Annotated in this window: 24 protein-coding genes; 9 read left to right on the top strand and 15 right to left on the bottom strand. The window is 63.3% G+C overall.

From position 1 onward, the window contains the following. Positions 1 to 5 precede the first annotated feature (5 nt). From AC6JA3_RS05050 to AC6JA3_RS05015, 8 genes are all read right to left on the bottom strand, one after another. Positions 6 to 602, bottom strand: coding sequence for a GNAT family N-acetyltransferase (locus tag AC6JA3_RS05050; protein WP_347782737.1), 597 nt, complete (start codon positions 600 to 602; stop codon positions 6 to 8). Between the two features lie 37 nt (positions 603 to 639). Next, positions 640 to 1503 (bottom strand): 3-hydroxyacyl-CoA dehydrogenase family protein, encoded by an 864-nt coding sequence (locus tag AC6JA3_RS05045; RefSeq protein ID WP_347782736.1) that lies wholly within the window; start codon positions 1501 to 1503, stop codon positions 640 to 642. Continuing rightward, positions 1500 to 2315: an enoyl-CoA hydratase/isomerase family protein gene (locus AC6JA3_RS05040; protein WP_026541284.1), complete on the bottom strand. Its 816-nt coding sequence runs from the start codon at positions 2313 to 2315 to the stop codon at positions 1500 to 1502. Before AC6JA3_RS05040 ends, AC6JA3_RS05045 begins: the two co-directional genes overlap by 4 nt. Then, positions 2315 to 3541 (bottom strand): thiolase family protein, encoded by a 1227-nt coding sequence (locus tag AC6JA3_RS05035; protein ID WP_026541285.1) that lies wholly within the window; start codon positions 3539 to 3541, stop codon positions 2315 to 2317. Before AC6JA3_RS05035 ends, AC6JA3_RS05040 begins: the two co-directional genes overlap by 1 nt. Positions 3542 to 3673: 132 nt before the next feature. After that, on the bottom strand, positions 3674 to 4330 hold the full coding sequence (locus AC6JA3_RS05030) for a pentapeptide repeat-containing protein (RefSeq protein ID WP_223943614.1): 657 nt from the start codon (positions 4328 to 4330) through the stop codon (positions 3674 to 3676). 89 nt (positions 4331 to 4419) lie between these two features. Continuing rightward, positions 4420 to 4839 (bottom strand): DUF2177 family protein, encoded by a 420-nt coding sequence (locus AC6JA3_RS05025; RefSeq protein ID WP_347782735.1) that lies wholly within the window; start codon positions 4837 to 4839, stop codon positions 4420 to 4422. Further along, positions 4836 to 6698: an AMP-dependent synthetase/ligase gene (locus AC6JA3_RS05020; RefSeq protein ID WP_347782734.1), complete on the bottom strand. Its 1863-nt coding sequence runs from the start codon at positions 6696 to 6698 to the stop codon at positions 4836 to 4838. The genes AC6JA3_RS05025 and AC6JA3_RS05020 overlap by 4 nt, the downstream gene beginning before the upstream one ends. After that, the gene (locus tag AC6JA3_RS05015; RefSeq protein WP_051421567.1) at positions 6695 to 7174 is read right to left on the bottom strand and encodes a MarR family winged helix-turn-helix transcriptional regulator; all 480 of its coding nucleotides are present in this window, start codon (positions 7172 to 7174) and stop codon (positions 6695 to 6697) included. The genes AC6JA3_RS05020 and AC6JA3_RS05015 overlap by 4 nt, the downstream gene beginning before the upstream one ends. Before the next feature lie 96 nt (positions 7175 to 7270). Here AC6JA3_RS05015 and AC6JA3_RS05010 point away from each other — a divergent pair, with 96 nt between their 5' ends. Then, positions 7271 to 8140: a DUF1295 domain-containing protein gene (locus AC6JA3_RS05010; RefSeq protein ID WP_026541289.1), complete on the top strand. Its 870-nt coding sequence runs from the start codon at positions 7271 to 7273 to the stop codon at positions 8138 to 8140. 255 nt (positions 8141 to 8395) lie between these two features. On the opposite strand, the gene AC6JA3_RS05005 is transcribed toward AC6JA3_RS05010, so the two are convergent. From AC6JA3_RS05005 to AC6JA3_RS04990, 4 genes are all read right to left on the bottom strand, one after another. Next, entirely contained in the window at positions 8396 to 9859 is a 1464-nt protein-coding gene (locus AC6JA3_RS05005) for an amino acid permease (RefSeq protein ID WP_026541290.1), read from the bottom strand. Positions 9860 to 10009: 150 nt separating this feature from the next. Beyond that, positions 10010 to 11059: an NAD(P)/FAD-dependent oxidoreductase gene (locus AC6JA3_RS05000; protein WP_347782733.1), complete on the bottom strand. Its 1050-nt coding sequence runs from the start codon at positions 11057 to 11059 to the stop codon at positions 10010 to 10012. After that, the gene (locus AC6JA3_RS04995; protein ID WP_347782732.1) at positions 11059 to 11406 is read right to left on the bottom strand and encodes a molybdopterin oxidoreductase; all 348 of its coding nucleotides are present in this window, start codon (positions 11404 to 11406) and stop codon (positions 11059 to 11061) included. Before AC6JA3_RS04995 ends, AC6JA3_RS05000 begins: the two co-directional genes overlap by 1 nt. 266 nt (positions 11407 to 11672) lie before the next feature. Then, a complete protein-coding gene (locus AC6JA3_RS04990) occupies positions 11673 to 13340 on the bottom strand; it encodes an ABC-F family ATP-binding cassette domain-containing protein (RefSeq protein WP_347782731.1) in 1668 nt (555 codons plus the stop codon). Between the two features lie 236 nt (positions 13341 to 13576). Between AC6JA3_RS04990 and AC6JA3_RS04985 the strand changes: the two genes are divergently transcribed. The 6 genes from AC6JA3_RS04985 (at position 13577) to AC6JA3_RS04960 (ending at position 19254) form a co-directional block, all read left to right on the top strand. Next, positions 13577 to 14827: an Nramp family divalent metal transporter gene (locus AC6JA3_RS04985; RefSeq protein ID WP_347782730.1), complete on the top strand. Its 1251-nt coding sequence runs from the start codon at positions 13577 to 13579 to the stop codon at positions 14825 to 14827. 46 nt (positions 14828 to 14873) lie between these two features. Beyond that, positions 14874 to 15605 carry a CPBP family intramembrane glutamic endopeptidase gene (locus AC6JA3_RS04980; protein ID WP_026541295.1) on the top strand — a complete coding sequence of 244 codons (732 nt, stop codon included), beginning with the start codon at positions 14874 to 14876 and terminating at the stop codon, positions 15603 to 15605. A 135-nt stretch (positions 15606 to 15740) separates the two neighbouring features. Then, on the top strand, positions 15741 to 16178 hold the full coding sequence (locus tag AC6JA3_RS04975) for a VOC family protein (RefSeq protein ID WP_347782729.1): 438 nt from the start codon (positions 15741 to 15743) through the stop codon (positions 16176 to 16178). A 21-nt stretch (positions 16179 to 16199) separates the two neighbouring features. After that, positions 16200 to 17162, top strand: coding sequence for a 1,4-dihydroxy-2-naphthoyl-CoA synthase (locus AC6JA3_RS04970; protein ID WP_089596058.1), 963 nt, complete (start codon positions 16200 to 16202; stop codon positions 17160 to 17162). Between the two features lie 10 nt (positions 17163 to 17172). Further along, a complete protein-coding gene (locus tag AC6JA3_RS04965) occupies positions 17173 to 18312 on the top strand; it encodes an AMP-binding protein (protein ID WP_347782728.1) in 1140 nt (379 codons plus the stop codon). A gap of 60 nt (positions 18313 to 18372) precedes the next feature. Further along, a complete protein-coding gene (locus AC6JA3_RS04960; RefSeq protein WP_026541299.1) occupies positions 18373 to 19254 on the top strand; it encodes a 1,4-dihydroxy-2-naphthoate polyprenyltransferase in 882 nt (293 codons plus the stop codon). 4 nt (positions 19255 to 19258) lie between these two features. On the opposite strand, the gene AC6JA3_RS04955 is transcribed toward AC6JA3_RS04960, so the two are convergent. Further along, positions 19259 to 19570: a DUF4229 domain-containing protein gene (locus AC6JA3_RS04955; protein ID WP_026541300.1), complete on the bottom strand. Its 312-nt coding sequence runs from the start codon at positions 19568 to 19570 to the stop codon at positions 19259 to 19261. A gap of 87 nt (positions 19571 to 19657) precedes the next feature. Between AC6JA3_RS04955 and AC6JA3_RS04950 the strand changes: the two genes are divergently transcribed. Further along, a complete protein-coding gene (locus AC6JA3_RS04950; RefSeq protein WP_347782727.1) occupies positions 19658 to 20098 on the top strand; it encodes a PLD nuclease N-terminal domain-containing protein in 441 nt (146 codons plus the stop codon). Between the two features lie 6 nt (positions 20099 to 20104). Next, positions 20105 to 20731 carry a hypothetical protein gene (locus tag AC6JA3_RS04945; RefSeq protein ID WP_347782726.1) on the top strand — a complete coding sequence of 209 codons (627 nt, stop codon included), beginning with the start codon at positions 20105 to 20107 and terminating at the stop codon, positions 20729 to 20731. On the opposite strand, the gene AC6JA3_RS04940 is transcribed toward AC6JA3_RS04945, so the two are convergent. Continuing rightward, positions 20700 to 22187, bottom strand: a complete 1488-nt coding sequence (locus AC6JA3_RS04940) for a dynamin family protein (protein ID WP_347783637.1) — start codon at positions 22185 to 22187, stop codon at positions 20700 to 20702. The genes AC6JA3_RS04945 and AC6JA3_RS04940 overlap by 32 nt on opposite strands. Beyond that, complete coding sequence (locus AC6JA3_RS04935) at positions 22184 to 24091, bottom strand: dynamin family protein (protein WP_347783636.1); 1908 nt, start codon at positions 24089 to 24091, stop codon at positions 22184 to 22186. Before AC6JA3_RS04935 ends, AC6JA3_RS04940 begins: the two co-directional genes overlap by 4 nt. Positions 24092 to 24157: the final 66 nt, after the last annotated feature.

Genomic DNA, 24157 nt, shown 5'->3' with positions numbered 1-24157 from the left:
AGAACCTACGCGCCGTACTTGGCCAGCCGGAACTCCAACCCGTTGCGCACAGCGGGCCACTCGTGCTCGAGGATGGAGAACACCACGGTGTCGCGGAGGGCGCCGTCCTTGCTGCGGGAGTGGCTTCGGAGCACGCCGTCCTGCTTGGCGCCGAGCCGGGCAATGGCTTCGCGGGACTGCTGGTTCATCCAGTGCGTGCAGAATTCAACGGCTACACAACCCAGTGTTTCGAAGGCATGCCCCAGGAGCAGCAGCTTGGAGTCCGGATTGGTCCCCGTACCGTGCGCCGACGCGGCGTTCCAGGTGGAGCCGATCTCCAACCGCGGAGTGGCAGCGTCGATGTTCATGTACGTGGTCATGCCGATGAGCTTGCCCGTGGCGTTGGATCGCGTAGCAAAAGGCAGCATGGACCCCTCCGCTTGGAGGCCCAGGCGGCGATCGATTTCAGCAGCCATGCCCTCCGGCGTCGGCACGGAGGTGTACCAAAGCTTCCAAAGGTCACCATCGCGGGCCGCCTCCACCATCCCGTCGTGGTGTTCCTGGCTCAAGGGTTCCAGTGTCACGAATTTTCCGGTCAGGGTGATGGGTTCAATTGAAGTCACCCGGCTAGCCTAACCGCCTGCGGGGGCAAGCCGGAGGTCAGTCGTTCCAGTCGAAGAAACCCTTGCCCGTCTTGCGCCCGAGTTCACCGCGAGCCACTTTGTCCCGGAGGATCTGCGGCGGAGCGAAACGGTCACCAAGAGTCGAGTGCAGGTATTCGGCAATGCCCAGCCGGACGTCCAAGCCCACAATGTCCGTGGTCTTCAGCGGGCCCGTGGGGTGCTTGTAACCGAGGACCATGGCGGCATCGATGTCCTCGGCCGATGCCACGCCCTCCTCCACCATGCGCATAGCTTCAAGGGCAATGGCGACGCCGAGCCTTGAGGACGCGAAGCCGGGAGCGTCATTGACGACGACGGCGGTCTTGCCGAGTGCCTCAGTCCAGTTTTTGGCCGCAGCAGCGAGTTCGGGAGACGTCTCCTTGGCCAGCACCACCTCAATGAGGGTGGATGCGGGCACCGGGTTAAAGAAGTGCAGCCCCACAAAGTTGGCGGGCCGGCGAAGTTCGTTGGCCAGTCCAGTGACGGAAAGCGAGGAGGTGTTCGACGCCAGGAAGGCATCGGCGGACAGGTGTTCCTCCACAGCCTTCAGCGCCTTGACTTTGAGATCGTAATCCTCCGGCACCGCTTCCACCACCAGTCCGCAGTGGATGAACGATGTGTAGTCCGTGGAGGTGCTGAAGCGGGACATCGCCTGTTCATGAGTTTCATTCAGGGTGCCGCGGGCGGCGGACTTGGTGACGGCGTCAGCAACGCGATCCTGCGCTCCGGCTGCTGCCTCGTGATCGCGTTCCACCACGATCACGGTGGCACCTTTAGTGAGGAAGGCGTGTGCGATTCCGGCACCCATCCGGCCACCACCGAGGACTCCAACGACGTGCGGGATGGCGGGAACAACGGTCATTTCTGGGTCCTGTCGTGAGTCGGGTCGGCATCATCGGTTGCGGAATCTTGCGAAGCCTTGGCCGACTTTTTGTCGAGGAACGCCTGCATGCGGTCGAACTTGGCCTGCGACTCGAAGAGAATTCCCTGGGCGAGGGTGTCGATGAGCGGGTGGGCCTCGGCGGGGGCATGGAAGACGGATTTGGTGATGCGGACCGCCAAGGGATCCTGGCGTCCAATCCGGTCGGCCAGCTTGTGCGCCGCGTCCATCAGCTCCGGAGCTTCATGAATCTCTGTGATGAGGCTGATCCGGAGGGCTTCTTCTGCCCGCAGCACAGTCCCGGCCAAGAGGATTTCCTTGGCTTTGGGCTCTCCCACGAGTTCCTTGAGCCGCCAGCTGGCACCGGCTGCGGCGAGGATTCCGAGTCCCGTCTCAGGGTTTCCGATCCGGACACTCGGAGTGCCGATGCGGAAGTCCGCTGCATAGGCGAGCTCAGCGCCACCACCCAGGCAATAGCCATCCAAGGCCGCGATAACGGGCATGGGAAGTTTGGCGATCCGCACAAAAATGGTGGAGTTGATTCCTTGCAGGGCGTCATCGCGGCGACGTTCGCGCAACTGCCCAATATCGGCTCCGGAGGCGAAAACACCGTCGGTCCCGGCGATGATCAGTACTTTGGGGTTCCGTTCCAGCTCGGCGCAGACTTGGTGGAGTTCGTCCACCATGGTCTGGTCGATCGCGTTACGGACCTCGGGGCGGTTCAGCAGAACCGTGAGGCGGTCTTCGCGGTCCTCGAGCAGGAGGGTGGTGAAGTCTTCCGGGTTCAGTGCCATTACATGCCTTCCAGCAGCATCGCGGTTCCCTGTCCAACGCCGATGCACATCGTCGCCAGTCCAAGCTTCGGTCCCGTAGTGGAGGTGAGCTCGCGTTCCATCCGGCCGAGCAATGTGATTGCGATCCGTGAGCCGCTGGAACCGAGGGGGTGCCCCAAACTGATGGCGCCGCCGTCGTTGTTCACAATCTCCGGGTTCAAGCCGAGGCGGCGCATGCTGGCAAGCGACTGCGTGGCGAAGGCTTCGTTGAGTTCCACGGCACCCAGCTGGTCCACGGTGAGGCCGGTGCGGGCCAGGACCTTTTGCGTGGCCGGAACCGGGCCAATGCCCATAATTTCGGGCTCACACCCGGCAGATGCGCCGTCGATGATCCGTGCGCGCGGTGTCAGGCCGAACCTCTTGATGGCCGCTTCGGAGGCGACGATGATGGCTGAGGCGCCGTCATTGAGCGAGGAGGAGTTGCCGGCCGTGACCACGGATCCACCGGGGACAACGGGTCGCAACCCTGCCAGGACGTCCATGGTGGTGCCCTCGCGGGGGCCCTCGTCGGTGTCCACCACGGTCTCGGACTTCCTCGTCTTGACGGTCACGGGAACGATTTCATCCTTGAACCGTCCGCCCGCAATGGCTGCGAGGGCCAGCTGATGCGAGCGGACAGCAAAGGCGTCTGCGTCTTCCCGGGAGATGTTGTCCACGCGACCCACTTCCTCCGCCGTTTCGGGCATGGAGTAGGTCATCTTGCCGTCCCGGGAGAGCTCGCCCTTACTGAAGAGCGGGTTTGCGAAGCGCCAGCCGATGGAGGTGTCGAAGATCTGGCCGGGCTTGGCGAACGCGGTGGTCGGCTTCTCCTGCACCCAAGGGGCCCGGCTCATGGACTCAACGCCACCGGCCACCACGATGTCCGCAGCTCCGGACTTGATCATGTGGCTGGCCATGATGATCGCGCTGAGGCCCGAGGCACAGAGGCGGTTCACGGTGATGCCGGGGATGTGGAGGGGAAGTCCGGCCAGGATCGTGGCCATGCGGGCAACGTTCCGGTTTTCCTCGCCGGCGCCGTTGGCGTTGCCGAGGATCACCTCATCGATGGAGTCAGGGTCGACGCCGGCACGCGCCACTGCTTCCCGGACCACCAGTGCTGCGAGGTCGTCGGGACGGACCGAGGACAGAGCCCCGCCATAGCGACCTACAGGCGTTCGTGCGCCGCCAACAAGAAAAGCCTCGACCATGAGAACATCCTTCGCGAAAAGTGAAAGGGACCGGCGCGGAATAATATACCGACCGTTCGTTCTATAAAGGTTACACGGCCAGGCGGACCGGTCAACAGCTGGCGTCATCTGTTGCACCGGCCCACAGCCGGATCAAACCACCCGGATCCCCAGGTGGCCCGCCAAAAGGGGCGCCATGAGGCTCAGTTGATAGTCGTCAATAATGACGCCCGCCAACCCGGCCAGTCCGTTGATGCCTCGGAACTCGGAGGTCCGCAGGTCCACGTCCTTCAGCTTGGCTCCCGTGACATCCAAGGTGCCGATGGTGCAGTTCTTCAGCGCGATTCTGGTCCCGGCGCAGGCACCGAGGTCCAACTCATTGATGATGCAATCGGAGATCTGCACATCCATCAGCTTGGAGCCCCGGAGGTTTACATAGTCCAGCTTGCCGCCGTCGATCCGGACGGAGCGCCAGTTTCCCTCGTAGAGTTCGGCCGAACCCCATCGCGGGTTGCTGATCTCCACGTCCTGCCACGAGCTTCGCGCCGCTGTGAAGATGGGCGCGTAAGGTTCGGCCAGAATGCACTCACGGAACGTGGCCCCGCGCAGCTGGGCTTCATTGAAGGAGACACCGTTCAGCTCACACTCGATAAAGTCCGAACCACTCAGTTCCTCCCCGTCAGCGGAGACCTTGGTCCACCGGACACCGTCATACCGTTCGCCGCGCTGGAAGTCGGGGGCGTCGTCGTCGCGCAGTTCCTCCAGGCGGACAGGGGAAATTTTGGGTGCTGCAATCTTCGCAGCCGCCATCAGAGGGATACCGCCTTCGCAGAAGAGCTGCCGGGCTGGGCGCCGTTATTGTGTTGCGTCAGGGTGGTGGTGAGTTCCATACATCGAGCCTAGACCCGACCCCTGACAGTACCCACCAGGGCAGTCAGCCAAGTGACAACGGCGCAGACTCCCACGCCCCAGAGGATATCCGTCACGGCCACCAGTGCAGGGAAGTCCTTAAGGATGGCGAGTGCAGTCAAAGCCCAGGTGGAGTAGGTGAAGAATCCGAACAGGGCTCCACCGAGGATCCTCCTGCGCAGGGTGATGTCAGCTTTCCCCGGCCTCACCCCGTAGTGGACAATGCCGGCGACGAAGACCAGATAGAACAACACTGCCCCGACCGGGTGCGGGCTGGACGCCAGGAGGTGCCCAATCTGGCTTTCATATTGCCGTTGCGCCACCGTGAGGATCCAGACGACGTCGATCGCGGCAAAGACCGCCGCGGCCAGGGCGTAGGACAGAAGCCAGCGTTTCAGGCCCGCGTTCATCCTTGGCGCCGGGGGTCTGCGTAGAGGTTGTCCACAATGTGCCTGGCGCGTTCGGTAAAGGCGCCACGTTTGAGCTTCATGGTGGGTGTCACGATCCCGTTGGCCTCCGTGAGGTCGGTCAGGAGCAGGACGAACCGCCTCACCTGCTCCGAGCGGGCAATTTTCGAATTGGCGTCACTAACGGCCTGGCCAATGAGCGCAAGAAGCCGGACGTCCTCTATTTGGACAGCGCCGCCGTCCTCTGGAATCCGCAACCCCTTGAGGTCGGCGATGCCCTCGCGCTCCGCCCACGCTGCCAACGATTCGGGGTCCAGCAGCACCAGTCCGCCCAGATAGGGTTTGCCCTCCCCCACCATCACGGCGTGGGCTACCAATGGATCGCCTTCAACGTAGCCTTCCCAGATGGATGGCGAAATGGTCTTTCCACCGGCGGTGACAATCACATCCTTGATCCGGCCCTTGAGGGTGAGCCTTCCCAAGTGATCCAGCTCGCCCAGGTCACCGGTCCGGAAATACCCGTCCACGAACGCTTCGGCATCGTCCGACGCCCGGCGGTAGCCGGCGAAGACACCAACGCCGCGGGCCAGCACCTCCCCCTCAGCCGAAAGGCGCACGGTGGTTCCGGGCATCGGGACGCCCACGGATCCGGAATTGATGGACCCCGGCAGGTTTCCCGTCAACGGGGCCGTGGTTTCGGTGAGGCCGTAGCCCTCGATCACCGGAAGTCCCAGTCCACGGAAGAACAGGGATAGTTCAGCATCGAGCGCACCGGCGCCGGACAGCAGGTAGTCGAGCCGCCCGCCCACCAGGTTCCGGAGCCGGGCATAGAAGAGGCGGTCGAACAAAGCCCGCCGGATGCGGAGGCCGGCGGGGGCACGCAGGCGAGGGTCGGCGTCGTGCGCTTCAGCGAACCGTCCCCACTCCACAGCGGTTCGCTGGGCCGCGGCCCACACACGGCCGAGCTTTTTCTGCGTGGCAGCGGCAGCGGCGGACGCCTGGATCTTCTGCAGCACTCGCGGGACCACCACCAGGAACGTGGGCTTCAGGGCTCCCAGCGCAGGGACGACGTCCCGGGGATCTGAAAGGTGCGCGATCCTCATGCCGTTGGCCAGGCAGATCAGTTGGAGCCCGCGCGCCAAAACGTGCGCCATGGGCAGGAAAATGATGGTGTTGCCGCCCTCGCGGACTACCTCGGTGTAGGCACCTGCCACGTTCAGCACTTGTCCCACGAAGTTGCCATGCGTGATGAGGGCACCCTTGGGCGCCGCGGTGGTGCCGGAGGTATACACAATGGTGGCCACGGAATCGAGGTCGGCCAGCAGGCGCCGATCCTCCACAACACTGTCCGGGACTTCAACACCGCGCGACACCAGGTCAGCGATGTCGGCGCCAGGGCTGGCATCGAGGGTCCATATCCCCAGCGGATGGATGCCTGCCTGGTTGAACCCTTGTTCCAGCAAGGCCGCGTGCTCTGCGCTGCCGCCCACGGCAAGGCGGACATCGGCATCGGCCAGGATCGCCGTTACCTGCGGGGCCGCTGAGGTCTCATAGACAGGAACCACGACGGCGCCGGCGAACCAGGCTGCCATGTCGGCCAGTGCCCACTCGTACCGGGTGGGGGACATGATGGCCAAAGACTCACCCGGTTGGATTCCCGCAGCAATGAATCCCTTGGCCAGCGCCCGGACTTCGTCCACGAACTGCCCGGTGGTTACCTGCCTCCACGGCCCGGTGATCGCCGCCTCCCGGACCTCGAAGGCGATGTGGCCTGGATTGGTCCGGAAACGGTGCATCAGCAGTTCTGTGGCATTGCGGTGGTTGGCGGTGTCGACCAGCGGCGGCGATGTAAATTCCCTCAACGGGTGTCCGCCATGGAGAGGGACTGCAAATGATCCTCCATAAGGTTCCGGACGGCGTCCAGGAATTCCACGACGACGACCTGCTGGTCGGTGGGCAAAGCGTCCAGCTGGGCGTTGGCGGCAGAGAGGAGGGGCCGCATCAGGTCTTTGATCCGGCGTGATGCGGCCTCGGTGACGTTGACGTGGACTTGGCGCCGGTCCTCGGTGCTGCGGAGCCGTTCCACGTAGCCGTGGGACTCAAGGCGACTGACCAGGGCTGTGGTGGTGGCCGCCGTCGAACCCAGCTCCGAGGCGAGGGATCCGACCGTGACCGGGCCGGAGTCGGCCAGCACGGTGAGAGCCCTGTAATCGGTGAGGTTGAGCTCCAAGGCGCGGGCTACTTTCCGCTCGGTCTCATTGGCGAGCCCAAACAAGCCCTGCAAGGTCCCGGAGGCTGGATGGCCGAACCCGCCGGTAGCCTTTTCATCGTTTTGCATGGTTATATAGTAATCAAATAAGTTTGAACATCAAACAGGCTAGGTATCAGCGTCTGCAAAAGGCGGCGCTTTCAGCCAGCGAAAGGGAGCCCCATCGTGAAGGATTCAGACAGGAAGGGCCTGATTGCCCTTCCCGTGGTGGTACTGCTGGGCGCGCTCGTCGCCGTGGCCGGAAGCCACAATGGGGCAAGCGTGGCCGGAATTCCGCTCTTTGCGGCAGCAGTCGCCGGAGCGTTCATCATTCAATGGCTGGTGTTCATCCCCTCCTTCAAAGCCCAGACGGAGAAGTACTTCGATCTCACCGGCTCCCTGACATACGTGGCCATCACCGTTCTTCTGGTGATTGCAACGCCCGGGATCGATGCCCGCTCGCTCCTCATCGCGGCCATGGTTGCCGCATGGGCGCTGCGGCTGGGCACCTTCCTCTCCCGCCGGATCCACAAGGCCGGCAAGGACGACCGCTTCGACGACATCAAGCCATCGTTGGTTCGCTTCCTCAACGTGTGGACCATCCAAGGACTCTGGGTAGTCTTCACGGCGGCTGCGGCATGGGTGGCCATCACCAGCACCAACCGGGTAGGGCTCGACTGGCTGGCGATCCTCGGATTCCTGATATGGGCTGCAGGATTCGCCATTGAGATCGTGGCCGACAAGCAGAAGAGCCGCTTCAAGTCCGACCCCGCCAATAAGGGCAAGTTCATCTCCACAGGGCTGTGGGCCAAATCCAGGCACCCGAACTACTTCGGAGAGATCCTCCTGTGGACCGGCGTGGCCATTATCGCCATCCCCGTGCTCCAAGGCTGGCAGTGGGTGGCACTGATTTCCCCGGTATTCGTCACCCTCCTGCTCACCAAAGTCAGTGGCATCCCCCTCCTGGAAAAGAAGGCCGACAAAACCTGGGGCGGCGAGGCCGGGTACGAGGAGTACAAGAAGAGCACTCCGGTGTTGATCCCCAAGTTCGGTTAGGCAGCACAGCAGGCCCCGCAACGCGAGCCCCGCTCCTTGCGAGGCCCACTCTGCCCGCATCACACCCCACTTACCCAGCACAGCGGGCCCCGCAACGCGAGCCCCGTTCCTTGCGAGGCCCACTCTGCCCGCATCACACCCCGTTTACCCAGCACAGCAGGCCCCGCAACGCGAGGTCCCACCAACGCAAACGGCGCGTGCCCCCGGAAGGAGGCACGCGCCGTCGTACGTTTGAACGCAGGACCCAGCAGAGACTTAGCTGAAAAGCTCGCTCTTGGGCTGGTTGTTCTTGACCTTCTGCCACCCGAGCCACAGGACCAGGGCGAAGAACGGAATGGTGGCGAGGGTCCACAGGCCCAGCAGGAAGACCTCGCCGGTGGCCTTGTCGGTCATGGTGTCGAACCCGATCAGCACCGTGATGGCCAGCAGCGCGATAAGTCCGAGCCAGCTGGTCCACGGCGAACCGGGCATCGGCAGGCTGGAGACATTGCCGCGCTTTTTCCGCAGGGCAATCTGGCTTGCGAAGATCGAACCCCACGTGAAGATCACGCCGATGGAGGCCGTGTTCAGCGCGAGGTCGAAGGCGTGCGAACCACCCAGCCAGATGTTCAGGAGGATGCCCACGAGGTAGACGCCGCCGATCGCAAGAATGGCAGCATAGGGCACATGGCGGGTGGACATTTTGGTGAGCCACTGGGGTGCATGGCCGTTGTTGGCCATGGTGCGGAAGATGCGGCCGATCGAGTACAGGCCCGAGTTGCAGGAGGACAGTGCTGCGGTGATGACGATCATGTTCATCACATCACCCATCCAGCCAAGGCCCATCTGGCCGAAGACGGTAACGAACGGCGAGGTGCCGGCAACGTACTGGTCAGAGGGCAGGAGCATGGCGAGCAGCGTCACCGAACCGACGTAGAAAACCACAATGCGGATCACGACGGCGCGGATCGCCTTGGGAACTTCGCGTTCCGGGTTTTCCATCTCGCCTGCGGTAATGCCTACCAGTTCGATGGCGTTGTAAGCGAAGATCACGGCGTTCAGGACCAGGATCATCACCAGGCCACCCTTGGGGAACATGCCGCCGTCTTCGTGGAAGAGGTTGGCCACGGATGCATGGCCATCGCCCACCTTGGCGTTGGTGACCACCATGAAAGTGCCCACAGCAAGGAAGATCAGGATCGCGGCGACCTTGAGGCAGGACGCCCAGAATTCGAACTCGCCGAACGCCTTGACACTGAACAGGTTCACGGCCACCAGCAGCACCAGCGCAGCGATGGCGGACAGTTCAATGGGGACATTCGGGAAGAAGAACTGGAAGTACAGGCCAATGGCAATCAGTTCGGCGATGCCTGTCATGGCCCAGTTGATGAAGTACATCCAGCCCGAAAGGAACGCGCCCTTCTTGCCGAACATTTCACCGGCGTAGCTCACAAAAGAGCCCGAGGTCTGGCGGTACATGATGAGTTCACCGAGCGCGCGCATCAGCAGGTAAGCGATGACGCCGGCAATGGCATAGGAGAAGATCAGGGCCGGACCGGTGGAGGCCAGGCGCCCACCGGCACCCATGAAGAGGCCGACGCCGATGGCGCCGCCCATGGCGATCATGGTGACATGGCGGCGGCTCAGGGTCTTCTGGTATCCCTCAGCGCTGAGGGTTGAGCCCGAGGCGGCGGATGAGGCCTTGGAGCTCTGGAGATCTGTGGGAGTACTTTGCGGCACAGCTGTTCCTTGTGGGTTGGGGTATTGCTGTAGGTGTTACGCCCATGCCGGAACACAGGCGGCTTTGGCACACAAAATTCGAGTTTTCCCTCCTTTGAGGACCCGAAGTGTGACAAAGAACGCAGAACGCCGAAGCTTCGCGCAACCCGTCTATCTTACGGGATTAACCGGAATGCCCGTGACGCAGGCAACAGGGGGCTGTGGACAAAGGACGGAGGACCCGAGATACATCGAACGCCGATCCACGCCCGTGAGCTGGTCAGCCAGCACGGCGGCCTGCTCCCACACAGGTGCCACCTGCCCATAGACCTCACCGCGGTGCTGCGCACACTCCCCCACGGCATGGATTCCTTCCTCATCCAAAACCCGCATATGGTCATCAACCACGATCCCCCGCTCCACTGCCAAACCGCTCACGACGGCGACATCGACCTTGGGTCTTTTCCCTGCGGCGAGCACCACCATGTCGCAGTCGAGGTCCGGCTGGTCGTTCAGGCCCACCCCGGTGATCCTGTCCGACCCCCGGATCGCGGTGGTCCGGCTTCCTGTGTGCACCCTGATTCCCAGCGCCTCAACGCTTCGCCGCAGTATTGCAGCGTCGTCGGGACCCAACTGCGCGCTCATCAGGTGGCTGCCCGAGTGGACCACGCGGACATCCATGCCGGCTGCACGCAGTCCCCTGGCTGCGGCCAAACCTGAAAAACCGCCACCAACCACCACTGCCCTGCTTTGCTCATCACTGCGCTGCCCGAGCCCGGCGAACTTCATGATCCTGCGGGTATCTTCCATGTTCCGGAAAGTAAAAATGCCCCGCCGGAGCGTTCCGCTGGGCGAATACAGCCCCTCCATGGATGGCAGGTAAGGGCGGCTGCCGGTAGCGATGATCAGGTGGTCGTACTGGACCACCCGGCCATCGGCGGCGAAGACGTGCCGGCTGAACTTATCGATCCGGTCCACCCGGACCCCGGCATGGAGGGTGATGTTGTTCGCCTGGTACCAGGGCAGGGAGTTGAGGAAAATGTCCGCCACGCTCTCCTCCCCAGAGAGGACATGGCTGAGCATGAGCCTGCTGTAGTTTCCATAGGGCTCCTCGCCGAACATGGTGATCTCAAAGAGATCGGCACCGCCCCTTGCCAGAATTTCTTCCACAACCCGGGCACCGGCCATACCGTTTCCGACCACCACCAGTTGCTTCTTCATCAGTGCTCCACCATGCCAAGGTCCACCACCACGTAACCCCGAACGCCGGCCGGGGCCACGATGAACAGGTCGATCACCGAGCCACCCTCAGTGTCCTCCACCACCCGCAGCGGAATGTGGACATCGCTCTTGGCCCCGATCGGAAAATAGCGCAGGGGAATGCGGTCGCGCATCAGCACCACGGTGATCAGTTCCGCGCTCGAATTGCCGCCGCGGAAGTAGAGCGTCTGGTTGATCACACCGTCCGGGACAAAGTGTGAAAGCTCGGCGTGCAGCGGAATCGGCTTATCCAGCCCCGTGCCTTCGAAGTTGTAGATGCCCTGCAGGAAGAGGTTCTGGATGATCACGGGGACAAGTCCTTTCGGCCGGTGCCCTTTCCATGGTGCTCCGCCGATGTTTCAGGACGTCCGCCGCCGTGTTTCCGAAGGCAGGACAGAGGGTAACGATCACTTTGCCAACAGCTCACCGGCGTGGCAGGCCGGTGAGGGAACTCGCCGAAAGGAACGCGCAGCACGGGACACACGGCAAGGAACGCGCCGCACCGGATGCCCAGCACGGGACGCGCAGCAAGGAGCCCCACGGCGGAGCCCCACTGTGAAGCCAGCCAAAGCGGCTACCGCAGTTCGCCGCCCTGCATCCCGTAGCGGACCCATGAACCCGCCGAAGAGTCCCGGCCAGTCCCGCCAACGCGGGCGCAGTGATCGAACCACTCCCCGAGGGCACGGTCATGGCTCACGATCACCAAAGTCCCGGCAAACGAGGCCAGCGCGGACTCCAGTTGTTCCACCAGGACGGGCGCCAGATGGTTGGTGGGCTCGTCCACGATCATTGTTTCGTATCCGCCCAGCAGGAGCCGGGCGAGGGCGAGCCGGCGTTGTTGTCCTGCCGAGAGGCCACCGACGGGGACATGGAATTCGGCCGGCCGGAAGAGGCCCAGGCGGAGCAAACCCTCAGCGTGTTCATCGATGTTTCCACCCAAGCCTGCAGCGAACGCCGGAAGCAACCGCAGCGACGGGCGCGTCGGGACCTCCAATTCCTGCTGCAGATAACCCACGGTCCCGTTAACGGCTACGGAGCCGGTGGTGGGCTCCACGTTCCCCGTCAGCACCGACAGCAGCGTGGATTTACCTGCGCCGTTGGGCCCGGTGATGAGCACCTTTTGGCCGGTCTCCACCCTCAGGTCGGTGCGTTCGAGTCTTCCCGGGACACTGACGCCCCGGGCTTCGAGCGCAGGATCCCCTGTTTCCACGGCAGTATCTCCCACAGGTGCCGCCAGCTTCAGTGGCACCGGTGGCCGGTCCACGGGGTTCTCTTCAAGCCTGCGGAGCCGTTCCTGGGCGTTGCGGACTTTACTGGAGACCGCGCTCTGCAATGTGCCGGCTTTGAACCCGAAGGCCATCTTGTCGTTGTCGCGTTTGCGTCCGTAGCCCATGCGGTCACCCACAGTGGCGGCCTGGAGGCGTTCGGCGGCCATGGCATCGAGCCATTCATCGTATTGCTGGATCCACCTCGCACGTTCGGCGGCCTTCTCATGGAGGTAGCCTTCATAGCCGTTCCCGTAGCGGTTCACGGAGCGACGATCGGCGTCCACTTCGATGATGGTGGTGGCCACCTTCCGGAGCATGACACGGTCATGCGAGACCACCACCACGGTGCCCCGGTGCGCGGCCAGGCGCGATTCAAGCCATGCGGTTCCGTTCGCATCCAGGTGGTTGGTTGGCTCGTCCAGGAGCAACGCCTCTGCGGGATCAGCCAGCAAGCAGGCCAGCGCCACGCGTTCCTGCTCGCCGCCGGACAAGGATCCAAGCGTTCGACGCCGGTCCAAGCCTCCCAGCCCCAACTTGTCCAGCGCTGCTTCCACCCGGGATTCGGCAGCGTAGCCCTCGCGGAGTTGGTACTCCGTTTGCAGGCTTCCGTAGAGCTCAAGTTCTTCGCTGCCGGCATCTGCGAGGCCTGATTCGAGGTCGAGGATTTGGGCTTCAAGGGAACGCAGCGAAGCCAGGGAGGAATCGATGGCGTCCCCAACGGTCACGGACTCGGAGAAGCCGTGGGTCTGGGCGAGGTAACCCACGCGATAGCCGGGGTTACCGCTCAAGCCGGCAGCGCCGTCGTCGGGGGTTTCCACCCCGGACAGCAGTCGCAGCAGGGTGGATTTTCCAGCGCCGTTTTCACCGACGATTGCTACATGCTCGCCGTGGTGGATGGCGAGGTCAACGTTGTGGAGAAGTTCGCGGTCCCCATAGCCATGGGAAACGCCGGAAAGGTAAAGGTGGTCAGTCAAGAGGAATCCTCGCAAGTCCGCAGTGGGTGGCCTAAAGCCATGTGGGTACTGGGGATGCAGCCGCAGGAAGGGGGCTGCGCTCAAGACTTCATGGCTCCAGCCTGCCCATGGATCCCGGCCGCGTCAAGTTCGCGGCTGAGATGTCCTACGAAAACCGGATGCCCTAAATAAAACTTTTCGGTATGCCTAAATTTCGGTATTCTCAGAAGGAGAACCCCCAACGATGAGGATCCCCAATGGCTGCACCCGCACTGGAAAAACGTGCCACACCCGGCAAAGTATGGTCACGGCTTTTACTGCTGGGGCCCGCCTTCGTGGCCGCGATCGCCTATGTTGACCCGGGAAACGTCGCCGCCAACCTCACCGCAGGTGCAAACTACGGATACCTGTTGGTCTGGGTACTGGTAGTGGCGAACGCCATGGCCGTCCTGGTGCAGTACCAGTCGGCCAAACTTGGCCTCGCTACCGGGATGAGCCTGCCGGAAATCCTGGGGAAGCGGCTGGGAAACACGCGTCGGCGCCTCTACTGGGTGCAAGCCGAAGTTGTAGCCGGAGCCACGGACATGGCAGAGGTCATTGGTGGGGCTGTGGCTTTGAACCTGTTGTTCGGGCTCCCCTTGTTGGCCGGCGGAGTCATTGTGGGCATCGCCTCCATGATGTTGCTGGCTCTCCAGTCCCGGCGTGGGCAACGGTCCTTCGAGTACGCCATTTTGGTGTTGCTGGGAGTGATCGCGGTGGGGTTCGTCTCCGGGCTGTTCGTCAACCCGCCCGATGCCGCGAGCGCACTGGGTGGCCTGGTTCCGCGCTTTGAAGGCACCGACACCATCCTTTTGGCAGCCAGCATGCTCGGGGCCACGGTGATGCCCCATGCGATCTACCTCCACTCGGCACTGGCCCGCGACCGGCACGGGTTCTCACCTGACCCGCTGGTCCGGAACCGTTTGATCCGGGCCACCCGGACGGACGTTGTTGGCGCCCTGCTGCTGGCAGGGGTAGTGAACATCTCGATGCTGCTCCTTGCTGCCTCAAGCCTCCGCGGCATCGAAGGTACCGATACCATCGCAGGCGCCCATGCAGCGGTGACATCGGCCTTGGGCCCCGCGATCGGAGTCATTTTCGCGATTGGCCTGCTGGCCTCAGGACTGGCCTCCACGTCCGTTGGGTGTTATGCCGGGGCGACCATCATGGGTGGCCTCCTGAAAGTCCGCATTCCGCTGTTGACCCGGCGCGTCATCACCCTGATCCCCGCCCTGATAGTCCTGGGTGCCGGCATCGAGCCGACGCTGGCCTTGGTACTTAGCCAGGTTTTGCTCAGCTTCGGCATCCCGTTCGCCCTGATTCCGTTGATCCGCCTCACAGGCAAAAAGGAGGTCATGGGACTGCACGCGGACTCCATGCCCCTTCGCATCGCCGGCTGGACCAGTGCCGTGCTGATCGTGGGATTGAACTGCGTGCTCATCACGCTGACTTTGACGGGCCAGTCCTGACTGGGCCCGCACTAATGCCGGGGCCACGCAAAGCTAGGCTGTTCACATGGGCACACCACTTTCCACCAAGGCACGTTTGTACAGGTTCACCGCCCTCGACGCCCTGGCAGTAGCGGTCTACCTCGGCTTTACTGCCTACTTCACTTTCGCGGGCGAAGCGGTGGAGCGGTTCATGCTCCAACTGTTCCCCGAGCCGGCCACCGCCTCCTATGCCGTCAATGCCCTCTTTTATGCCGGTGTCGGAATATTTGCAGTGGCCTCCGCGTGGCGCGTCGCAGGGCGCGACCTCAAGATCCTGGCCACCCGCCCTTGGTTCACCCTCGGAATGATCCCGCTGGCGATCGTGGTGATGCTGATCCTCACGGCCGTCCTGGTGGCGGCATTCGGTACGGCACAAAGCTCCGAAAACCAGTTGGGTATCCAAGGCCTGCTGCAGCAAGTACCGGCATGGCTGATGGTGCCGCTGCTGGTGCTGCTGGGCCCGTTCGTGGAGGAGTACTTGTTCCGGCACCTACTGATCGGCAAGTTGTCGCAGTACGTGAACATCTGGATCTGCTGCGTGATCTCCGTGGTGGTTTTCGCCTCCATCCATGTGGTGGGCCGTGAAGGACTGGTGTTGTCCGCTTTGGCGCCGTACCTGGGAATGGCCGTGGTCTTGGTGGCGGTGTATGTCTGGACAGGGAAGAACCTGATGTTCTCCTACTTTGTCCATGCGGCGAAGAACCTCATGGCAGTAGTGCTCATCTACGCCATCCCGCCCGAAATGTTGCCCAACTAAGTCACCTTTTTGAGCGTGGCAAGCGCGCTTGAACGCGACTCAAACACGCTTGAATGCGCCCCAGGCGTGCAATCCGGACCAAAAATGACCGCATCCACCTACCGGCCACCCGTCGCCGGGAATAGCGTGGTGGGCATGACACTGAACATCCAGGTAGTAGTCGATTGCAACAAGCCGCATGAGCTCGCCGATTGGTGGGCCGAAACGCTGGAATGGAACGTGGAGCCCCAGGATGAGGCCTTCATCCGGTCCATGATCGAGCAGGGGTTCGCCACCGATGACCAGACCATCACCCACAACGGCAAGCTGGTCTGGGCCGAGGGCTGCGCGATCGTCCCTGCTGAGGACACCGACCCCAAGACCGGCCGCCGCATCCTGTTCCAGACAGACCCCAAGCAAAAGTCCGTCAAGAACCGCGTGCACTGGGACGTCAAGCTGGACGGCCGGGACAAGGATGAGGTGCGCAAAGAACTTGAAGCCCGCGGTGCCAAACACCTGTGGACCGCCAATCAGGGACCCCACGAATGGCACACCATGGCAGACCCCGAGGGCAACGAGTTCTGCATCAGCTAAGGCCATTACTAGACTCGGAGTGTGAACAACCAACTCCCTGCCAAGGTTTCCGACGTCTTTGACCCCTCACGCTGGCGCACGGTTTCCGGCTTTGACGACTTCAAGGACATGACCTACCACCGGCAGGTAGAGCGCTCCGCGGACGGCACGGTCAAGGACCTCCCTACGGTCCGGATCGCCTTCAACCGCCCCGAGGTCCGCAACGCGTTCCGCCCGGGCACCGTGGACGAGCTGTACCGCGCCATGGACCACGCGCGCATGACTCCGGACGTCGCCACCGTGCTGCTCACCGGCAACGGACCTTCGGAAAAGGACGGCGGCCACTCGTTCTGCTCAGGCGGGGACCAACGCATCCGCGGGCGCGACGGCTACCGCTACCAAGTAGAAGGCGCTGCGGGTGATTCAGCTGAGTTTATCGACCCCGCCCGCGCCGGCCGGCTCCACATCCTGGAAGTCCAGCGGCTCATGCGGACCATGCCCAAGGTGGTCATCGCCGTCGTTAATGGTTGGGCGGCAGGCGGCGGCCACTCACTGCACGTGGTCAGCGACCTCACCATCGCCTCGCGCGAACACGGCAAGTTCAAGCAGACCGATGCCACTGTGGGAAGTTTCGACGCCGGATACGGCTCTGCGCTGCTGGCCCGCCAGATCGGGCAGAAAGCCGCGCGGGAAATCTTCTTCCTGGCCCGCGAATATTCAGCAGACGACATGGTGCGAATGGGTGCGGTGAACGAGGCCGTGGACCACGCCCGGCTGGAAGAAGTGGCCCTGGAGTACGCAGCTGACATCGCCCGCCAGTCGCCGCAGGCCATCCGCATGCTCAAATTCGCCTTCAATCTGGCCGACGACGGACTGGCAGGCCAGCAGGTCTTCGCCGGCGAAGCCACCCGCCTGGCGTACATGACGGACGAGGCCGTGGAAGGCAAGGAAGCGTTCCTCCAGAAACGTGATCCCGACTGGTCCAGCTTCCCCTACTACTTCTAGGACTCACCCTGTGGACATTGATCCCGTACTCAAAGCCCTGATGGCCGCCCTCCACGGCGAGGGTCCCGCCGTCGAAATCGTCCTGGATGAAAGCGGCGCGCCCCAAGCGGTGCCGGTGGAGACCGGCGTCGAGGACGCGGCAGTGGTGGTGCGCACCTCCGGTTCCACCGGGACGCCCAAGGCCACCATCCTGACCATCGACGCCCTCGCAGCATCCTCGGTCTCTACTGCCATGGCCCTGCGCGGTGAAGGCCAGTGGTTGCTGGCGCTCCCCCTGCAGTACGTGGCCGGTGTCCAGGTGCTGGTCCGCTCGCTCTATGCAGGCACGCGCCCGTGGGTGATGGACCAGTCCAACGGCTTCACACCGGAGGCCTTTACCGCTGCCGCTGAGGAACTCACGGACAAGATCCGCTTCACCTCCTTGGTACCCACGCAACTGCAGCGCCTCCTGGACTCTCCCACGCCGGAAACCCTTGCCGTCCTGCGCCGCTTCAACGCAATCCTGCTCGGCGGCGCTCCCGCCTCCCCCGATCTCCTCGTCGCCGCGCACGCCCAGGGACTCAAGGTGGTGACCACCTACGGCTCAGCCGAGACCTGCGGCGGGTGCGTGTACGACGGCGAGCCGCTGGACGGCGTCGAGGTCCGGATCGGCGAAGGTGATCTGGAAGGACGCATCCTGCTCGGCGGCGACACCGTTGCTGCCGGTTACCTCGATGCGGCCCGGGCTTCCAAAGCAGCCTTCTTCGAGGAGGACGGCGTCCGCTGGTACGTCACCGGCGACCTCGGGGAGCTGTCCGACGACGGCAAGCTCACTGTCCTGGGCCGTGCCGACGACGTGATCATCACCGGAGGCGTCAAGGCCTCCGCGGCCTACATCCAAGGCAAGCTGGAAGAGCTCGACGGCGTCACCGCGGCTTTCGTGACCGGCGTCCCGTCGCGCGAGTGGGGGCAGGCCGTGGCAGCTTACGTGGCGGTGTCGGATCCCACCCCCGAAGGCATCAAAGGCTTCACGTCCCGGCGCGAGGCAGCACTGGGCGTTCTGGCGCCCAAGACGGTCCTGGCGGAGAAGGAGTTGCTCATGCTCCCCAACGGAAAACCGGACAGGCTGGCCATGATTGAACAGCTTTCCGAACTGCATCAGGGACAATAGACACGTTCTTCCCTCCCCGAACCGACTCAAGACAACCGCGAAATACACGAGGTACTACACGTGGCGACAGCTGCACAATGGATCCAAGGAGCCCGGCTCCGCACACTGCCCGCGGCGATCGCGCCCGTCCTGATCGGTTCGGCAGCGGCGTACGAGCTCCATGCGTTCCGGCTGCCCAACGCGATCCTGGCTGCGCTCGTCGCGCTGCTGCTCCAGATCGGCGTCAACTACGCCAATGACTACTCCGATGGCATCCGCGGCACCGATGAAGACCGGGTAGGCCCACTGCGCCTTGTGGGATCCGGGGCTGCGTTGCCTGAGCAAGTGAAGTGGGCAGCGTTCGGACTGTTCGGCGCCGCGATGATATGCGGCTTGATCCTGGTCATCATTACCCAGGCGTGGTGGCTGATCCTGGTGGGCATCGGCTGCGTCCTGGCGGCCTGGGGCTACACCGGTGGCAAGAATCCCTACGGTTACATGGGATTGGGCGACGTTTTCGTGTTCGTATTCTTTGGCCTTGTAGCCACGCTCGGCACCACCTACACCCAGGCCGGCCAGGTCAGCCTGGCCGCGGTGATCGGTGCGATTGGTACGGGGCTCATCGCATGCGCCCTGCTGATGGCCAACAACGTCAGGGACATTCCCACGGATACTGCTGCGGGAAAGCGGACCCTGGCGGTGCGTCTTGGGGACCGGCACGCCCGTGAAAGCTACGTGTTGATGCTGGCCGTCGCCATCCTGCTGGTCATCGTCCTGGCCCCCACCAAACCGTGGATGCTGATCGTCCTGCTGCTGATCCCGGCATGCTTGATGCCGGCCTGGTTGATGGTGAACGGGAAGAAGCGCAAGAGCCTCATCCCCGTCCTCAAGCAGACCGGCATGATCAACCTCGGATACAGCCTGCTGTTCTCGCTGGGTCTGATCCTGAGCCGCGGCTTCTAGGGTTTTAGAGGGAACCCGGGCGTTTGTCGTTGTTCACGGCGATGTCCGGGTTCTTTTCCACCAGGCCATCTTCCGCTTCGGCGTCCTCAACCTCGCCCGCCGTCCTGATGGGCTTGGCCCTCCCGGAGAAACGTTCGCGCATGGCTGCCGTGGCGGCGTCGCGCTGTTTCTGGAAGAACAAATAGCTGATGGCAAACGCCATCAAGCCAGCGAAGATCACCGCCGGGATCAGTCCGACCCCCAAAAAGTAGAAGAGCACGAGCAACGGCACGAACAGCGCCAGACGAATGAGGGAATACTTCAGGAAAGCCACCATCCAAGTTTAGCCGCCCCAATGGTTGCACTCTGGTCACGGGCAAAAGAGGGCGTCCAGCGAATGGCTTCCGGCGACTAGACTTGGTGCATGCTCCGCGTTGTAGGCGTCGTCGTTGTCCTGGTCATCTTCGTCTATGCCCTGGTGGATGTTATCCGCACGGACAAACACCAAACACGCGGTATTTCCAAACCCGCGTGGATCATCGTGATGATCGTCCTGCCGTTGCTGGGTGCAGTTCTCTGGTTCATCTTTGGCCGGCCCTATGGCAAGCCCACCGCCAAAACCGTTCGCCGCTATCCCACAGCACCGGACGACGACCCCGAATTCCTCCGCAACCTGGAAACCCGCCGCCGCAACCAGGCCGAGGATGATCGCCTGAAGAAGCTCAAGGCCGAGCTCGAAGCCAAGGAACGCGATCTCGGCGACAAGCCTTCCGATGGCTCCGGTGAGGCAACGGGCAACGGTTTCAAGCCTGGCGATGCCAAGCGCAGCGAGCCGGATCCCCATGACACCGACGAGCTGAAGTAGGTAAATATGGCCCAACAAGCCGATGGTTCACGGCAGTCACCTTCCACCACGCCATCAGCCAACGGGCCATCAGCGCCTCCCCCACCGCCACCCCGGCCGGGTATCTCCCTTTCCGTTCCGCCGCCCATCGCCGCAACTGTCCGGCCACCCGGTATCGCACGGCTCGCCCGCTCCTTGTGGATTGCCGGCTTCGCGGCAGGAATCGCAGTGGTGGTCTTCGGCTTCCTTGACCGTGATGCACACTTTGAGCGCCTGAAGGGTGTCATTTCAGGCATGGTTGCCGACGGTGACGCCCAAGCCGTTGACGGGGCCACCGCCGTCGTATTCCTGGGCAGCCTGGCCATGATCGCCCTGGTTGTGGCCATGGAAGCGGTGCTGCTCGCGGTGCTTTTCAAACGCCGTGTCTGGGCACGGTGGGCCTTGGCTCCCCTGGTCCTCCTGCACGCAGTGGTGACCGTGATCACCGCCGACTTCGTGGTGGCTCCCGGAGCGGACGGCGTTTTGGCCACAGTGCTGTTGGCGGCCCAGTTCATTCTTGCTGCAGCGGGTGTGATCCTGCTGTTTTTCCCCTCCACCACTGTCTGGCTGCTGAGCGAGAAGTTCAGCGAACGGCTCGGTGAACGGCCGGCGTAGCAGCCAGCATCCCCTCGCAGCTTCGCATCACCACACGGCAGGCCTCCAGCGCCGAGGACTCAGTCAGGGGATTCTCAGCGATCAGCCGCCAACGGTTCAGGCAGGTCCTGGCTGCCTCGCTGACTTCCCCGGGATCTGCGTCCGGCGCCAGGCCCAACCTCAACGGGGAAGTGCTGCCGCGGCCGCCCACCAACCGTTCCGCCTCAGCTTCCTGCTCCTCGTCCAGTCCCACGCCACCGGTACGCAGCGCGGCGAGGAGTTTCAGTTCCCGGAACTCATGGGCGCCGGTTTGAAGCCGTTCCAACGCAGCTTCCAGCGACGCCGCACGTTCCCGGGGCGCGCCGCGCACCAATGATTCCAAACCCACGACGACGGCCCGCGCCTTAAGTGCGTCGGCGCGGGTCTGGAACAGGTAACTGATGCTGTCCAGCAAGATACCCAGCCCGCTGCGGCGGGCGAGCTCGTGGGCCAACTCCGTGGGATCCGTGGTTCCGCCCCTGATCAGGGCAACACCCAAACGGATCCCGAACAGCCCGAACCGTTGCACCAGGGAAGCCTTGATGGACGGCTGCAATCCCTCCGGTCCCGTACCGCGCACAAAACGGTCTGCGGACAACATCATCCGTTCCCGCTGGTTCCGGTCCATGTGCGCCAACAGCATCATGGCGTCACAGTCCCCTTGGCGCATGGTCCGTGAGCTTTGTGCCAGCAGACCGGCCACGGGCACCACTCCCAGTGCCAGTGGTTTGAGGTTCTGGTCCCGGCTGTACCTGTCGGCGATGGCTGCTGCCGAAATCAGGGAATCGATCCTTCCGGCTCCGATCTCGTCGGCCCTGGACAGGACAGCCAAGGCATTGACAGTCCCGGATCGGCCGGCCGCAGTGTCCTTGAAGGATTCCAGGAACCTGACGTCGGAGGCGTGCATGTGCCGCATGAGATAGATGACGGCGTCCGTGGCCGTAGGTTCGTCCTCCGGCAGCAGGAAAGCCGTGGATCTCCCGGAGACATCCTCTGACAAGGACGCTATGCCGGGGGTGTCGATCAAAGTGAGTGGGCGCAAAGAGGCCGACGGCCATTCCACCACCAGCCGCTCCACGTCCTCGGCCGGCGTCTCACCCAGGGACAGGACCAGGCGGCCGTCTTCACGGATCACCGGAAGGTTCCGGGGTCCGCCCCTGAACGGGTAGAGCGTGATTTTGGGCGCGTGTCCGTATTGGTACCACGTGACAACGCGGGTGCATTCCCCGGCGTCCGTCGGGGCAATCTCTTCACCGATGATCGCATTGAGGAGCGTTGATTTCCCGGCCTTGACCATCCCTGCAACGGCAATGCGCAGCGGCCCCTGAAGCCTGCGGTCCAACTCGTCCACCACTGCGAGGGCAGCGGTGTCATCGCAGAAGACATCCCGTGCGTGCCGGAGCAATTCCGAGGCGCCGGCGATTCCGGATTCCATCAGCCGGCGGGGACCGTCGAGGTGGAGGGCCCGGTTGGTTGCATATGCTGCGCCGGCTGCTTTTCCGGCGCCGGCTGCTTTTCCTGCGTTGGCTGCTTTTCCTGCAGTTGCTGCGCTTGCTGTGCCAGGGTGTCCAGGGCCTTGATGTGGTTCCGGATCTCCTTGATCCTCATGTCCCGCTCCGCTGCGTAAATGGCGGCGGCTTTTTGCGCGGCTGCAACGGATTCGGCCAGGGAACGATGGTGTTCTTCGGCGATCTCGGTGAAGTGGTCCCGGGTGGCGCGCTGGACCAGCCGCAGCCTGTCCTTGAGCTGTTTACCCACTTGGAACACCACATCGTCCACGTGCTTCCTGACCAGGATCTTGGCCTCTGCTTGCCGTTGTTTCAGCCGGGCGGCTTTGTCTTCCCGGTACGCCTTGCGCCCCAGCAGGAGTCCGGCCCCAACGGAGAGCGGGTTAATGAGGGCCATCCCGAAGATGCCTGTCAGGAGGCCAAACATCAGTACACCTCCATAGGAACCCCGCATGCCGATCAAAACCTTCTGGAGGGGCCCAAGCCCGCCCTTGTCCATGTCCTGGATCCCGGCGACGGGGTCCAGGACCCCACCGGTATCGGCTACTTTCAAGGCCGGCAGGGCCACCTCTTCTTCGGAAAAGTGATCCGCAACCTGGCTGGCCAGCCACTGGGCCCGCTCGCTGGTCCAGACAAACGTATCCGAGACGGCAGCGGCGGTGCTCTGTTCCAGCCACTGGGTGAAGTGCTCCCAAGCGGGTCCGGGATCCCCTTGGTCAATGGCTGATTCGGCTTCGCGCTGTATCCGGCGCAGCCTGTCCTTCAGGTCGTACTCCATGTCGGCGATAAGGTCCCCGATCCCATCGTTGAGGGTGATCTGCCAGCGGGCGGACCGCTTGCGCAACGCGTCGGCGTCCTCCTTGGCCGCGTTCAGGCCGGCAATCATCTGCGGCGTTCCTTCGGGATTCTCCAAGGCACCGAGCTCCGATTGCAGGGCGAGCCTCAGGTTTTCCGCAACGGACAAAAGATCATGCCCGACTGAACGCCGTTGGATGGCCGCGGCCTCCCCCACGATGTTGTACTTCAGGTGCTGGATCAGATCCGGAAATCCTGATTCGGCGTTCAATTCCGTATCCTGCAGCCGTGCTGCCTGGAGGCGCAGCTCGGACGAAACCGGGAACAGGGGAATGTCCGGTCCCACCTCGGCCAGGTGTTTGCGGTCAAGGTCCGCGATCTGCCGCCAGCTGGGATAGAGGTCGGTCTTGGACAGCACGCACACCACGTTGGGGCTGATGCGCATGGCCTGGCCCAGGAAGCGCATCTCCGGTTCGGTGTATTCCTGGGACGCATCGGAGACGAACACCACGGCATGCGCCGAGGGAAGCGCCGTCAGCGTTGTCAGTGTGTGCGTTGACCCGAGCCCGCCGACCCCGGGCGAATCCACTACCGTCAGCCCACCGGCCAGCAGTTTCCTGGGCAAGGCAACTTCCGCTGCCACAATGTGCTTCGCGTTGCCGGGGTTCCCCTTCTCGGAGACATAGTGGGCCAGGTGGTCCAGCGGAACGGGCCGGCGTTCAAGGGTTCCCTCATGTCCAGCCACTTCGCTGGCGGGCTCCGACGGGTCATCCTCCGCAGCGGAAACCAGGACAACGGCCGACGCCGGGTCCCCCTGCCGCACCACGGTAGGCACAGTGGTGGCAATGTCGTCATCTACCGGGCACACAGGGGCATTGACCAGGGCGTTGATCAGTTGGCTCTTGCCCTGCTTGAACTCTCCGACGACGATCACCCGGACGCTGGGATCCTTGAGGCGGTCGCGGGTGCTTTCCAGCCGGCGTCGAAGATCGTTCCGATCCCCCACCAGCGCCATGGCCTGCTCCACCAACGTGGTCATCCGTGCTGCTTCGGTCACCGTAGGTCCTTTGTTCGTTCTGTTCCGGTGCTGCCTTGTGAGGCCACG

The organism is Arthrobacter sp. TmtSoilC79 (assembly GCF_059739405.1).
Note: the sequence above shows the minus strand (reverse complement) of the source record. Positions and strands in the feature narration are given on the sequence as shown.

Excerpts from the sequence above, each read along its gene's own strand:
- AC6JA3_RS04935 (WP_347783636.1), bottom strand. The coding sequence starts at position 24,091 with ATGACCACGTTGGTGGAGCAGGCCATGGCGCTGGTGGGGGATCGGAAC.
- AC6JA3_RS04975 (WP_347782729.1), top strand. The coding sequence starts at position 15,741 with ATGACACTGAACATCCAGGTAGTAGTCGATTGCAACAAGCCGCATGAG.
- AC6JA3_RS04985 (WP_347782730.1), top strand. The coding sequence starts at position 13,577 with ATGGCTGCACCCGCACTGGAAAAACGTGCCACACCCGGCAAAGTATGG.
- AC6JA3_RS05015 (WP_051421567.1), bottom strand. The coding sequence starts at position 7,174 with ATGCAAAACGATGAAAAGGCTACCGGCGGGTTCGGCCATCCAGCCTCC.
- AC6JA3_RS04945 (WP_347782726.1), top strand. The coding sequence starts at position 20,105 with ATGGCCCAACAAGCCGATGGTTCACGGCAGTCACCTTCCACCACGCCA.
- AC6JA3_RS05035 (WP_026541285.1), bottom strand. The coding sequence starts at position 3,541 with ATGGTCGAGGCTTTTCTTGTTGGCGGCGCACGAACGCCTGTAGGTCGC.
- AC6JA3_RS05025 (WP_347782735.1), bottom strand. The coding sequence starts at position 4,839 with ATGAACGCGGGCCTGAAACGCTGGCTTCTGTCCTACGCCCTGGCCGCG.
- AC6JA3_RS05045 (WP_347782736.1), bottom strand. The coding sequence starts at position 1,503 with ATGACCGTTGTTCCCGCCATCCCGCACGTCGTTGGAGTCCTCGGTGGT.
- AC6JA3_RS05040 (WP_026541284.1), bottom strand. The coding sequence starts at position 2,315 with ATGGCACTGAACCCGGAAGACTTCACCACCCTCCTGCTCGAGGACCGC.
- AC6JA3_RS05000 (WP_347782733.1), bottom strand. The coding sequence starts at position 11,059 with ATGAAGAAGCAACTGGTGGTGGTCGGAAACGGTATGGCCGGTGCCCGG.
- AC6JA3_RS04950 (WP_347782727.1), top strand. The coding sequence starts at position 19,658 with ATGCTCCGCGTTGTAGGCGTCGTCGTTGTCCTGGTCATCTTCGTCTAT.
- AC6JA3_RS05030 (WP_223943614.1), bottom strand. The coding sequence starts at position 4,330 with ATGGCGGCTGCGAAGATTGCAGCACCCAAAATTTCCCCTGTCCGCCTG.
- AC6JA3_RS04980 (WP_026541295.1), top strand. The coding sequence starts at position 14,874 with ATGGGCACACCACTTTCCACCAAGGCACGTTTGTACAGGTTCACCGCC.
- AC6JA3_RS04955 (WP_026541300.1), bottom strand. The coding sequence starts at position 19,570 with ATGGTGGCTTTCCTGAAGTATTCCCTCATTCGTCTGGCGCTGTTCGTG.